Here is an 11,975-nt window from a genome sequence, read left to right as displayed (position 1 = left end):
CGGTGGCGGCTTCTCGGGCGGGGGCCGCTTCTGATCCGCGCGACGGCGACCTGACCTCCCGCTCTGCCGGCGCCCGGATCGTCGGGCCGGACCACACCACCGGGCCACACAGGACCTCTCGCACCACTCGGAGCAGCCAGCTCCGACCAGACCAGCCAGACGACGCAGACCACGCAGACCACGCAGACCACGCAGACCAGACCAGATCACGCAGACCAGACCAGCAGCACCAGGACACTCCACGAAAGGGAACGCAATGGCCAAGCAGACCATCCTCGGCCGGATCTCGGCGCTCATCCGGGCGAACGTGAACCAGCTCATCGACGACGCCGAGGACCCGCAGAAGATGCTGGACCAGCTCGTGCGGGACTACACCAACAACATCGCCGACGCGAAGACGGCGATCGCCCAGACCATCGGGAACCTCCGCCTGCTCGAGCAGGACCACGAGGAGGACAAGCGCGCCGCGGTCGAGTGGGGCCAGAAGGCCGCGAATGCCTCGGCGGCCGCCGACAAGTACCGCGCCGAGGGCAAGACCGCCGACGCCGACAAGTTCGACGGCCTCGCCAAGATCGCGATCGGCAAGCAGATCGCGGCCGAGCAGGAGGTCAAGGACAACGAGGGTCCCCTCGCGACGCAGAACGAGCAGGTCGAGAAGCTCAAGTCCGGCCTGGCCGGCATGGAGCAGAAGCTCGAGCAGCTCCGCAGCAAGCGCGACAGCCTCGTCGCGCGGCAGCGGACCGCCGAGGCTCAGTCCAAGGTCAACGACGCCGTCGGCAACATCGACATCACCGACCCGACGAGCGACCTCGCCCGGTTCGAGGAGAAGGTGCGGCGCGAGGAGGCCAAGGTCCTCGGGCAGCAGGAGCTGCAGGCGTCGAGCCTCGACGCGCAGTTCGAGAGCCTCGAGGACGTCGGCCGTGACGCCGAGGTCGAGGCTCGCCTGGCCGCACTGAAGAACGGCGGGTCGTCGTCGATCTGACCCGATCGACCGGATCGCCCGGACGGCGTCGGACCGTGCTGACAGACTGAGACGATGCAGTTCCTCGTCGTCGGTCAGTGGCAGGGTTCGGCGTCGTCCCGGGCGATGCGCCTCGGTGACGGCGCCCAGGCCGTCGCAGCCGATCTCCCCCGCGCCGCCACCACCACGGTCGACGTCCCCGCCGGTGCGGGCGATCGTCTCGAGACCGCCGTCGCCCGCTACACGTCGGTCCGCGCGGTGGCGGGACGGGTCGCCGAGGAGGTCGGCGTCGCGAGCGAGCCGGTCCTCGTGGTCGGGGGCGACGGGGCGAGCGTCCTCGGTGCGACGGTCCTCCTCCGCCCCGGCACCGCGTTCGTCCGGATCGCCGGGTCGACCGGGTACCGCGCACTGAACCGGGCGCAGCCGGTCGCGGCCGAGAACGCCGTGCTCCGGTTGCTCGTGGACCGACAGGACGACCTCTTCCCCGACCTCCCGACCCTCGACCCGACGCGTGTGGTGCTCGCCGGCATCCGCGGCACCGAGGACGCCGAGTCCGCAGCGCTCGACCGCGTCGGGATCACCCACCTCGACGTCGACGCCGCGACGCCGGACGCCCTCGCCGCCGCGGTGACAGCGACCGGGGCCGAGTCGGTGTTCGTGCACGTCGACCTCGACGTCCTGGACCCGGCCGAGGTCGACGGCCTGCTCGAGCCGGTGCCCTTCGGGGTCGACGCGGCCGCCCTGGTCGAACTCGTCCAGGCGGCGACCCGTGGTCGGCGGCTCGTCGGAGCGGCCCTGACCGGGTTCGCACCGGTCGACCCGGACCGTGCCGTTGACGACCTCGGCGTGATCCTGCGCGTGGTCGGCGCGCTGACGACGGCGTCCCGCGCGTAGCCCGACCTCCAACGCGGAGCCACGCGTCCCGCGCGCAGCCCGGCGTCCCGTGCGGTGCGCCCTCCGGACCGGTACCCATCGCACCCGGCCGGTCCACCGGCGCCGCGGATACGCTCGGCGGCATGACGGACTACGACCTCATCGTGATCGGAGCCGGCGCTGTCGGCGAGAACGTGGCGGACTACGCCCACAAGCGCGGGCTGTCCGTCGCGGTGGTCGAGGCCGAGCTCGTCGGCGGCGAGTGCTCGTACTGGGCGTGCATGCCGTCGAAGGCCCTCCTCCGCAGCGGTCACGCAGTCGCTGCAGCACGGCGTGTGGACGGCGCCGCCCAGGCGGTCACGGGCCAGCTCGACGCCGCGAAGGTGCTCGCTCGTCGCAACTCCTTCACCTCCGACTACCAGGACGACGGCCAGGTCGCCTGGCTCGAGTCAGCCGACATCGCGCTCATCCGCGGCCACGCGCGCATCACCGGCGAGAAGACGATCGAGGTCGCGGGCGAGACGCACACCGCACGTGCGGCCGTCGCCGTCGTCACCGGCTCCCTGCACGCGCTGCCGGACGTCCCGGGCCTCGCCGACGCGAAGCCGTGGGGCACCCGCGAGGGCACGAGTGCGCAGCAGGTGCCGGAGAGCCTCCTGGTCATCGGCGGCGGGGTCGCCGGCTCCGAGCTCGCGACCGCGTGGGCGTCGCTCGGCGCGAAGGTCACCCTCGTCGCCCGCCACGGCCTGCTCGGCGGCATGGAACCCTTCGCGGGCGAGCTCGTCGCCGACGCGATGCGCGACCTCGGCATCGACGTCCGCACGGGCGTCAACCCCACCCGGGTCGACCGGGACGAGCACGGCCTCGTGACCACCGCCCTCGACGACGGCACCACGGTCGTCACGAGCGAAGTGCTCGCGGCGACCGGTCGTTCCCCGCACACGACCGACCTCGGCCTCGAGACCGTCGGGCTCACCCCGGGCGACTGGCTGCAGGTCGACGACACGATGCTCGTGCACGGCACCGACTGGCTGTACGCCGTGGGCGACGCGAACCACCGCGCACTCCTGACCCACCAGGGCAAGTACCAGGCCCGTGCCGCCGGCGAGGCGATCGCCGCCCGTCACCAGGGTCGTCCGGTCCACACCGAGCCGTGGGGCGCGCACGTCGCCACCGCCGACCACGCGGCCGTCCCGCAGGTGACGTTCACCGACCCCGAGGTCGCGAGCGTCGGCCTCACCGAGGAGGCCGCTCGACAGCAGGGCATCGACGTGCGTGCGGTCGAGTACGACCTCGGCGCCGTCGCCGGCTCCGCGCTGCAGGCCGACGGCTACACGGGCCGAGCGAAGATGGTCGTCGACGAGTCCCGCGGGATCGTCGTCGGCGTCACGTTCGTCGGGCAGGACGTCGCCGAGATGCTCCACGCCGCCACGATCGCGATCGTGGGCGAGGTCCCGGTCGACCGGCTGTGGCACGCCGTGCCCGCGTACCCGACCATGAACGAGATCTGGCTCCGCCTGCTCGAGACGTACGGCCGCCCGGAGTAGCGGTGCGGAACCCGTTCCTCGACTCCCCGGTGTCGCGGGCCGGTTGGCTCGTCGCGACCGCGGTCGGTCTCGCGATCGGACTGCCGCTGTCGACCGGCCGCGTCCGGGTGGTCGACGGGTTGGTCGTCTGCTCGGGACTCCCCCGCTGGGTGTTCCGCCGCGGCGGCACCTGCGTCGGGTCGGTGTACCTGACGCGGGACAACGACGAGGACCGGGTCCTCCGCCACGAACGTGTGCACGTCGAGCAGTGGCGGCGGTACGGGATGGCGATGCCGGTCCTGTACTGGATCGCCGGGCGGGACCCGCTGCGGAACCGGTTCGAGGTCGAGGCAGGCCTCGAGGACGGCGGCTACACCGGCTGACGCGTCACCCACCCCCGAGCGAGCCAGACGTGGCTCGCTCGGCGTCCTCCGGCGACGCAATTCACCCGCACGGCACACGTGCGCGGCGTGTCCTGCCCGCTCGACGTGACAACCTGGCGCGGCGCACGAACGCGCGACGCACGAACGCTCGGCACGCGAGCGGCCGCCACACGCGCGCCCGGGCGCAGCGCCCGTCAGGCCGCGCGGCGCCGCGGGACGACCAGGGGCGTGCCGGTCTCCGGGTCGGGAACGACGATGCACGGCAGCCCGAAGACGTCCTCGACGAGGGCCTCGGTGAGGACCTCCCCGGGCTTCCCCTGCGCCACGATCTCGCCCGCCCGCATCGCCACGAGGTGCGTCGCGTAACGCGCCGCCTGGTTCAGGTCGTGCAGCACGGCGACCACGGTGCGCCCGGCCGCGTGCAGCGTCGAGGCCAGCTCGAGCACGTCGTACTGGTGGGCGATGTCGAGGAAGGTCGTCGGCTCGTCGAGCAGGACGATGTCGGTCTCCTGCGCGAGCACCATCGCGATCCACACGCGCTGCCGCTGGCCACCGGACAGCTCGCCGACGCTCCGGTCCGCGAGTGCCGCGGTGTCCGTCTGGTCGAGCGCTGCCTGCACGGCGACCCGGTCCGAACCGGACGACGGATGCAGCAGGTCCTGGTGCGGGAACCGCCCGCGGGAGACGAGGTCGCGGACGGTGATGCCCTCGGGGGCGATCGGTGTCTGCGGGAGCATGCCGACCCGACGGGCGACGGCCTTCGGGCGGTACGACGTGATCGGCGCGCCGTCGAGGTACACCGTGCCCGCCGTCGGTGTGAGCGTGCGGGCGAAGGCCTTGAGCAGCGTCGACTTGCCGCACGCGTTCGGGCCGACGACGACCGTCAGCTCGCCGTCCGGCACGTCGACGTCGAGCCCGGAGACGACCACGCGGTCGTCGTACGCGAGCGTCAGGCCCCGGGCGCCGAGCGCCGTGGTCGGGGTGACCGTGGTGGTGTTCAGTGCTCGGCCTTGCCGCGGCGCCAGTAGCCCATGAAGGCCACCTGCTTCCGGTCCAGTCCGACGCTCCGCACGAGGTGTCGACGGAGCTCCTTGACGCACCCCGCCTCGCCCGCGATCCAGGCGTAGACCGGGCGGTGGGCGGTCGGGGCCGGCACGTCCCAGAGGACCTGCTCGTCGGAGCGGTCGTCCGCCTCGAGTGCGGCGAGCACGTCGACCGAAGCGGTCGAGGACACCGAGGCGGTCGAGGACACCGAGCTGGTCGAGGACACCGAGCTGGTCGAGGACACCGCGGTGCCCGGGGCAGCCACGACGGCCCCCGCGGTCCGTCCCACCGTGGACGCCCAGGCGTGCACGTGGTCGGTCATCCGGACACCGTGCGCGGCGCCGTTCCGGGCGACCCAGCGCACCTCGACCCCGGCGGGCGCGGAGACCGGCAGCCGGTCGGCGTCCGTCGGGACCTCGATGAACACGTGCCCGACCGCCGTGACGTCGAGCGCCTCGAGGATCGCGCAGATCGCCGGCGCCGCGGTCTCGTCGCCCGCGAGCAGGATGCGTCCGGCGTCGCCCGGGGCGAACTCGGCGGCACCGACCGGCAGCTCGGCGGGCGACTCCGGCACGGCCGGTCCGACGATCCGGAGCTCGTCGCCGACGCGGCACTCCGAGACCCACCGCGACGCGGGGCCGGTGTCACCGTGGGCGACGAAGTCGATGTCGAGCTCGCGCGCGTCGGGCCGGAAGGAGCGGACCGTGTAGGTGCGGAGCGGGTTCCGCACGGCGTCGGGCAGCGCGCGCCACGCGGCGTACCAGTCCTCGCCGTCGGGCAGGTCGGTGAACCCCACGCCCGGGATCGGCAGGACGACCTTGATCCGCTGGTCGAGGCCGACGGCGGAGAACTCGGCGAGGGCGTCGCCGGCCAGGGTCACCCGGACGAAGTGCGGGGTCAGCGCGGACACGGCCGTCACGCGGACGGAGAAGACGCGGTACCGGGCTGCCACGCGACGAGTATGGCATGCCTTACCTAAGGCTTCCAGGGTGGAACAGGGTGGATCGGGGTACCTCCCGGCGGTGCGAGGATCGTCCCCGTGCACGAACACGACGACGAATTCTCGGACCTGGCCGCGCTGGCCGCCGCGAGCGGCGTGACGGAGCCGCTCCGCGCCTCCAGGCAGGTGGTCCCCACCACGGACGGACGCGAGACCGCCGCGATCCGCTGGGACACGGCGGACGGCCGGGAGGCACGGATCACCTACCTGCACGGGCTCGGCATCGACGCGCACAGCTTCGACCAGACCGCGCTCGCCGTCGGCGAGCCGGCGGTCGCGCTCGACCTGCCGGGGCACGGTCGGTCGTCCTGGCGGGACGACGCCGACTACGGCGCGGCCGTGACGGCGCCGGACGTGCTCGCGGCGCTCGACGCGCTCGCGGTGCCACCGGGCATCGTCGTCGGGCACTCGCTCGGCGCGATCCTCGCCGCGCGGCTGGCCGCGCTCGCGCCCGAGCGCGTCACCGGGCTCGTGCTCGTCGACATGTCGCCGGACTTCGCGCAGCGGGCCGTCGACCGGATCGCCCGCGCGCTCGAGGACGAGCCGTCGTTCGCGTCGCTCGACGAGGTCGTCGACCGCGCCGTCGAGGCCAGGGTCGGCGACGACCGGGAGGTGCTGCGGCGCGAGGCCCGGCACACCACCCGCCTCGGGGCCGACGGTCGCCTGGTCCGCCGCCACCACTTCCCGCACCTGCCCGCCGGCCGCACCGCGTCGGTCGGCCGGTTCGCGGACGCCTGGCCCGACCTCGAGGCCCTGCGCGTGCCGCTGCTGCTCGTGCGCGGCGACCGCGGCTACGTGTCCCCGAAGCTGCACGCGGGCTTCGCCGAGCGCCTGCCGCACGCGCGCATCGTCACGGTCACCGCCCGGCACGCGGTGCAGAACCAGGCACCCCTCGAACTGGCGGCGGCGATCCGGGCATGGGCGGAGGACTCGGGATTGTTGCACCCCGACGAAGAACCGTCCCCCGACGGCACCCGTCGCCGGTAACCTCGTGCGAGCGCGACGCGACGACCGTCGCTCCCACGCGCCCGGAAGGAACCCACCACCATGAGTCCGCTCCTCCCCCGACCCGGTCGCCGCGCAGCACGCGTCGCCCTGGTCAGCACCGCGGTCGCCGTCGTGTCGGCCATCGCGTTGACCGGCTGCTCCGGCTCGTCCGCCGAGCGCGGTGGCGACGACGCCACCGTCCGCGTGGGGCTCGTGCTCGAGCCCACCAGCCTCGACATCCGCACCACCTCGGGTGCGGCGCTCGACCAGGTGCTCATCGACAACGTGTACCAGGGACTCGTCGGCCGGTCGGGCTCCGACGGGGACATCCGCGACGTGCTCGCCGCGAAGCACGAGGTCTCCGCCGACGGCCTGACGTACACGTTCACGCTGCGCGACGGCACGACGTTCCAGGACGGCAAGCCCGTCACCGCAGCCGACGTGGTGTGGTCGCTGCAGCAGGTGAAGGACGACGCGTCGTACGTCGACTCCGCGCAGCTCGCGAACGTCGCGTCGATCGAGTCGCCGTCCGCCGACCAGGTCGTGCTGCGCCTGTCGAAGCCGGACTCCGACCTGCTCTGGAACCTGACCGGCCGCGCCGGGCTCGTGCTCGAGAAGGCCGCGAAGAACGACCTGTCGGACTCGGCGAACGGCACCGGACCCTACGAGGTGTCGAGCTGGAAGCAGGGCGACGCGCTCGTCTTCGCCCGCAACGACGACTACTGGGGCACGAAGGCGAAGGTCGCGAAGATCGAGTTCCGGTACATCACCGACGGCTCGGCCGCGGTGAACGCGATGGCCGCCGGCGACCTCGACGTGCAGACGTCGGTCGACGGCACCCTGAAGAGCCAGCTCGAGGGCAACGGCGACATCGCGCTGCACACCGGGAAGACGACGGACAAGTACACGCTCGCGTTCAACGACCGCAAGGCACCCTTCACCGACGTGCGCGTCCGCAAGGCGATCCGCCAGGCGATCGACCCGAAGGCGCTCATCAAGGCGATCGGTGGCACCGGCGTGCCGCAGGGCGGCCCGATCCCCGAGCTCGACCCGGGCTACCAGGACCTGACCGACGTCGACGCGTACGACCCCTCCGCCGCGAAGCAGCTGCTCAGCGAGGCCGGGGCCACCGACCTGAAGCTCACGCTGACGTACCCGAACATCTACGCGGCCACCATCGGCGACGTGCTGAACTCGCAGCTCGCCGACGTCGGGATCACCCTGAGCGTCAAGCGCGTCGACTTCGCCACGTGGCTGTCGCAGGTGTTCGAGCAGCACGACTTCGACCTGTCGATGGTCAACCACGTCGAGTCCCGCGACTTCGGCAACTGGGCGAACCCGGACTACTACTTCGGGTACGACAACCCGCAGGTGCAGGCGCTGTACGCCCAGTCCGTCGCCGCCACCACCGAGCAGGCGAAGGACGAAGCACTCCGCGCAGCCGCGAAGATCGTCAGCGAGGACGCCGCCGGCGAGTGGCTGTACACCGCGACCGCGATCACGGCCGTCCGGAAGGGCGTGACCGGCGTGCCCTACGACGGCACGAACTCGCGCCTGGACCTGTCGAAGCTCGCGGTGCGGTGACACGCTTCCTGCTCGGGCGGCTGCTGCTGCTCGTCGTCGGCCTGTTCGTGGCGAGCGTGATCGTCTTCGCCACGCTCCGGGTGCTGCCCGGCGACGTGGCACAGGTCGTCGCCGGCACGCAGTCGTCGCCCGCGCAGGTCGAGGCGCTCCGGCAGCAGCTCGGACTGGGTCGGCCGGTCGTCGTGCAGTACGCCGACTGGATCGGCGGACTGTTCCGCGGTGACCTCGGACGGTCGCTCGTGACCGGCGGCGCGGTCGCCCCGGAGCTCGCCGAGAAGCTGTCGGTGACGCTCCCGCTCGCCGGGATGTCGCTCGCCGCGGCGCTCGTGCTCGGCGTGCCGCTCGGGGTGCTCGCCGCGGTGCTCCGGCGCCGTGCGGGCGGGGCGGTCATCGCGTTCGTCGCGCAGGCCGTCGCCGCCGTGCCGATCGTGTGGGCCGGGCTGCTGCTCATCGCGCTGTTCGCCGTGACGCTGCACTGGCTCCCGCCGCAGGGCTTCCCGCTCGACGGCTGGGGCGAACCGGGCCGCGCGTTCGCCGCGCTCGTGCTCCCCGCGCTGACCATCGGTGCGGTCGAGGGCGCCGTGATCCTCCGCTTCACCCGCTCCGCGACGCTCGGTGTGCTCGACGCCGACCACGTCCGGACCGCGGCCGCGATCGGGCTCAGCCGGACGCAGGCCCTCGTGCGGCACGGACTGCCCTCGGTCGCGCTGACGGTGCTGTCCGTGCTCGGGGTCCAGATCGCCGGCCTGCTCGTCGGGGCCGTCGTGGTCGAGCAGCTGTTCTCGCTCCCCGGGGTGGGTCGCATGCTCGTCACCGACGTCGGACGGCGCGACGTCACGAAGGTGCAGTCCGAGCTCCTCGTGCTCACCGGGCTCGTGCTGCTCGTCGGCTTCGCGGTCGACGTCCTGCACCGCGTGCTCGATCCGCGACAGCGAGAGGCACACGAGTGATCCGCCGACTCCTCGCCCGCCCGACCGGCGTGTTCGCGGTCGTCGTGCTCGGGCTGCTCGTCGTCCTGGCGCTCGTCTCGCTGGTCTGGACGCCGCAGGACCCGTTCCGCACCGACCCGTTCCGGCAGTGGTCCGGGCCGAGCGCCGCGCACTGGTTCGGGACGGACGCCTCCGGGCGGGACATCGCGAGCTACCTGCTGGCCGGGACCCGGACGACGGTGCTCGTCGCGGTCGGGTCGGGCGTCATCGCGAGCGTCGTCGGCATCGTGCTGACGGCGGTCGGGTCACTCACGACCCGCTGGGTCCGCGAGGGTACGGCGGTCCTGCTCGACATCCTCGTGGCGTTCCCGACCCTGCTGACCGCGATGCTGCTCACGGCGGTGTTCGGCGGGTCGCTCGGGGTCGTCGTCGTGAGCGTCGGGCTGTCGTTCGGCGTCACGATCGCCCGGGTCGCCCGCGGGGAGATCCGCCGCATCGCCCGGAGCGACTTCGTCGTCGCAGCGCGGGCGTCGGGCGTCGGACCCCTCGGCGTGCTCACCCGGCACCTCGTGCCGAACGCGGCACCGCTGTTCACCGTGCAGCTGTCGCTCGCGATGGCCACCGCGGTGCTCGCCGAGGCGGGTCTGTCGTACCTGGGCTACGGCGCCGGGTCGGACACCGCCTCGTGGGGCAGCATGCTCGCCGACCTGCAGACCTACGTCGGGGTGCACCCGTGGAGCGCCGCCTGGCCGGGAGCGGCCATCGCACTCGTGGTCGCGGCGCTGTCGCTGCTCGGTGACGCGGTGCGCGACGCCTCCGACCCGCGTCTGACCACGGGCGACCGTGCGGCGGGCAGCGGCAACGGCGGCCGTCCCGGCGGCCCGACCGGCCATGACGCGACCCGCGGCGCCGCCGGCGGCGCTCCCGGCTCGGACGCCGCGACCACCCCCGGAGTCACCGCATGACCGACCAGGACCGCCAGCCGCACCCCGGTACGGGACCCCGCGACGGAACGGGACCGCAGGACCGGACCGCCCCGCCCACCGGGCCGGACCAGCGCGCCGGACTCGAGGTCCGCGGTCTCACGGTCCGGGCCGCGGGGCGGACGCTGCTCGACGACGTGACGTTCACCGTGCCTCCCGGCCGACGCGTCGGCGTCATCGGCGCCTCCGGCTCCGGCAAGTCGATGACCTCGCTCGCCCTGATGGGCCTCGAGCCCACCGGGGCCGAGGTGACCGGCAGCATCCGACTCGACGGACGCGAGCTCGTCGGCCTGCCGGACCGCGAGCGGGCCGGCACCCGCGGGTCCGGCATCGGCATGGTGTTCCAGGAGCCGGGCACGGCGCTCGACCCGCTACGGCGGGTCGGCGCGCAGGTCGCCGAGCCGCTGCGGCTGCACCGCGGCCTCGACCGCCGGTCGGCGCGCACCGCCGCGGTCGCCCTCGCCGACGCGGTCGGCCTGCCCGACCCGGTGTCGCTGCTGCGGCAGTACCCGCACCAGCTGTCGGGCGGACAGCGGCAGCGCATCTGCATCGCGATGGCGATGGCGGGCTCCCCCGCCTACCTCGTCGCCGACGAGCCGACCACCGCGCTCGACGTCACCACCGAGGCCCGCATCCTCGACCTGTTCGAGCACCTGTCGACCGAGCGCGGCACCGGCATGCTGTTCGTCACGCACGACCTGGCGGTGCTGTCCCGGATCGCCGACACCGCGGTCGTGCTCGACGCCGGCCGCGTCGTCGAGGCGGGTCCGGTGCGGACGCTGCTCGACGCGCCCCGGCACCCCGCGACGGTCGCGCTCGTCGACGCGGCCCGCGCGACCGCCAGGAGGACCCCGTGACCGACCCCCGACGTGCTTCCGGCCCCGCACCCGTCCCGGGCGCGCCCGTGCTCGCGGCGTCCGGCCTGCACCGCACGTACCGGCTCCCCCGTCGCGGACCGTTCGAGCCCGGCCCGGTCCGGACCGCGGTCGACGGCGTCGACCTGACGGTCGCCCCCGGCGCCCGGCTCGGCATCGTCGGCGAGTCCGGGTCCGGCAAGTCGACGCTGGTGCGGCTGCTCGCCGGTCTGGAGGCACCTTCCGCAGGGACCGTCGAGGCCTCCGGTCGTCCGGTGGTCGCGTCCGCCTCCGCGGCTGCGACGCGCTGGTTCCGTCGCGAGACCGGGGTCGTGTTCCAGGACCCCTACGCCTCGCTCGACCCGCGCATGCGCGTCGGTGCGATCGTCAGCGAACCGCTGCGGGCGCTCCGGGTGCCGGGCGACCACGAGGACCTCGTGCGCCGGGTGCTCGAACGGGTCGACCTGCCCGCCGACGCGGTCGAGCGGTACCCGCACGAGTTCTCCGGCGGGCAGCGGCAGCGGATCGCGATCGCACGGGCAGTCGTGCACGGTCCGCGCATCCTGTTCGGGGACGAGCCGATGAGCGCCCTCGACGTGGTGGTCCGGGCGCGGGTGATCGAGCTGTTCCGGTCGCTCGCCGAGGACCTCGGGCTGACCCTGGTGCTCGTGTCGCACGACATCGGCGTCGTGCAGCGGCTGTGCGACACGGTGGCGGTGCTGTCCGAGGGGCGGATCGTCGAGCACGGGCCGGTCGGGCTGCTGGACGAGCCGCGGCACCCGGTCACGCGGGCGTTGGTGGCGGCGGCGCCGACGTTGTCGTAGGGGGGGGCTCGGCGCGGGGTTCGGCGC

At 73.7% G+C, this 11,975-nt stretch carries 12 protein-coding genes; 10 read left to right on the top strand and 2 right to left on the bottom strand.

The annotated features are described in order from the left end of the window. The first annotated feature begins 256 nt into the window (after nt 1-256). The 4 genes from BEP24_RS14570 (at nt 257) to BEP24_RS14555 (ending at nt 3,743) form a co-directional block, all read left to right on the top strand. Nucleotides 257-982 (top strand): PspA/IM30 family protein, encoded by a 726-nt coding sequence (locus BEP24_RS14570; protein ID WP_065964626.1) that lies wholly within the window; start codon nt 257-259, stop codon nt 980-982. Between the two features lie 54 nt (nt 983-1,036). Continuing rightward, nucleotides 1,037-1,855 (top strand): arginase family protein, encoded by an 819-nt coding sequence (locus BEP24_RS14565; RefSeq protein WP_065964622.1) that lies wholly within the window; start codon nt 1,037-1,039, stop codon nt 1,853-1,855. Nucleotides 1,856-1,977: 122 nt separating this feature from the next. Further along, nucleotides 1,978-3,381 (top strand): NAD(P)/FAD-dependent oxidoreductase, encoded by a 1,404-nt coding sequence (locus tag BEP24_RS14560; RefSeq protein ID WP_065964620.1) that lies wholly within the window; start codon nt 1,978-1,980, stop codon nt 3,379-3,381. Between the two features lie 2 nt (nt 3,382-3,383). Beyond that, a complete protein-coding gene (locus BEP24_RS14555) occupies nt 3,384-3,743 on the top strand; it encodes a Fe-S oxidoreductase (protein ID WP_171898834.1) in 360 nt (119 codons plus the stop codon). Nucleotides 3,744-3,937: 194 nt separating this feature from the next. On the opposite strand, the gene BEP24_RS14550 is transcribed toward BEP24_RS14555, so the two are convergent. Then, nucleotides 3,938-4,744: an ABC transporter ATP-binding protein gene (locus BEP24_RS14550; protein WP_065964634.1), complete on the bottom strand. Its 807-nt coding sequence runs from the start codon at nt 4,742-4,744 to the stop codon at nt 3,938-3,940. Next, nucleotides 4,741-5,739, bottom strand: a complete 999-nt coding sequence (locus tag BEP24_RS14545) for a siderophore-interacting protein (RefSeq protein ID WP_253181714.1) — start codon at nt 5,737-5,739, stop codon at nt 4,741-4,743. Before BEP24_RS14545 ends, BEP24_RS14550 begins: the two co-directional genes overlap by 4 nt. Nucleotides 5,740-5,826: 87 nt before the next feature. Here BEP24_RS14545 and BEP24_RS14540 point away from each other — a divergent pair, with 87 nt between their 5' ends. The 6 genes from BEP24_RS14540 to BEP24_RS14515 are packed head-to-tail and all read left to right on the top strand — an operon-like array spanning nt 5,827 to nt 11,948. Continuing rightward, nucleotides 5,827-6,774, top strand: coding sequence for an alpha/beta fold hydrolase (locus tag BEP24_RS14540; RefSeq protein WP_065964618.1), 948 nt, complete (start codon nt 5,827-5,829; stop codon nt 6,772-6,774). A gap of 60 nt (nt 6,775-6,834) precedes the next feature. Further along, nucleotides 6,835-8,358, top strand: coding sequence for an ABC transporter substrate-binding protein (locus tag BEP24_RS14535; RefSeq protein WP_065964615.1), 1,524 nt, complete (start codon nt 6,835-6,837; stop codon nt 8,356-8,358). Further along, on the top strand, nt 8,355-9,308 hold the full coding sequence (locus BEP24_RS14530; protein ID WP_065964613.1) for an ABC transporter permease: 954 nt from the start codon (nt 8,355-8,357) through the stop codon (nt 9,306-9,308). Before BEP24_RS14535 ends, BEP24_RS14530 begins: the two co-directional genes overlap by 4 nt. Next, nucleotides 9,305-10,252 carry an ABC transporter permease gene (locus BEP24_RS14525; RefSeq protein WP_253181713.1) on the top strand — a complete coding sequence of 316 codons (948 nt, stop codon included), beginning with the start codon at nt 9,305-9,307 and terminating at the stop codon, nt 10,250-10,252. The genes BEP24_RS14530 and BEP24_RS14525 overlap by 4 nt, the downstream gene beginning before the upstream one ends. After that, on the top strand, nt 10,249-11,127 hold the full coding sequence (locus tag BEP24_RS14520; protein ID WP_083230397.1) for an ABC transporter ATP-binding protein: 879 nt from the start codon (nt 10,249-10,251) through the stop codon (nt 11,125-11,127). Before BEP24_RS14525 ends, BEP24_RS14520 begins: the two co-directional genes overlap by 4 nt. Further along, nucleotides 11,124-11,948: a dipeptide/oligopeptide/nickel ABC transporter ATP-binding protein gene (locus BEP24_RS14515; protein WP_083230396.1), complete on the top strand. Its 825-nt coding sequence runs from the start codon at nt 11,124-11,126 to the stop codon at nt 11,946-11,948. The genes BEP24_RS14520 and BEP24_RS14515 overlap by 4 nt, the downstream gene beginning before the upstream one ends. The last annotated feature ends 27 nt before the right edge of the window (nt 11,949-11,975 follow it).

Origin of the sequence: Curtobacterium sp. UCD-KPL2560 (genome assembly GCF_001705035.1) — a bacterium.
Lineage (GTDB): Bacteria > Actinomycetota > Actinomycetes > Actinomycetales > Microbacteriaceae > Curtobacterium.
The sequence above is the reverse complement of the archived record's forward strand: the minus strand, read 5'-3'. Positions and strand labels throughout refer to the sequence as shown.

Coding starts and splice junctions, on each gene's coding strand:
- BEP24_RS14520 (WP_083230397.1), top strand. CDS start 10,249: ATGACCGACCAGGACCGCCAGCCGCACCCCGGTACGGGACCCCGCGAC.
- BEP24_RS14560 (WP_065964620.1), top strand. CDS start 1,978: ATGACGGACTACGACCTCATCGTGATCGGAGCCGGCGCTGTCGGCGAG.
- BEP24_RS14535 (WP_065964615.1), top strand. CDS start 6,835: ATGAGTCCGCTCCTCCCCCGACCCGGTCGCCGCGCAGCACGCGTCGCC.
- BEP24_RS14570 (WP_065964626.1), top strand. CDS start 257: ATGGCCAAGCAGACCATCCTCGGCCGGATCTCGGCGCTCATCCGGGCG.
- BEP24_RS14565 (WP_065964622.1), top strand. CDS start 1,037: ATGCAGTTCCTCGTCGTCGGTCAGTGGCAGGGTTCGGCGTCGTCCCGG.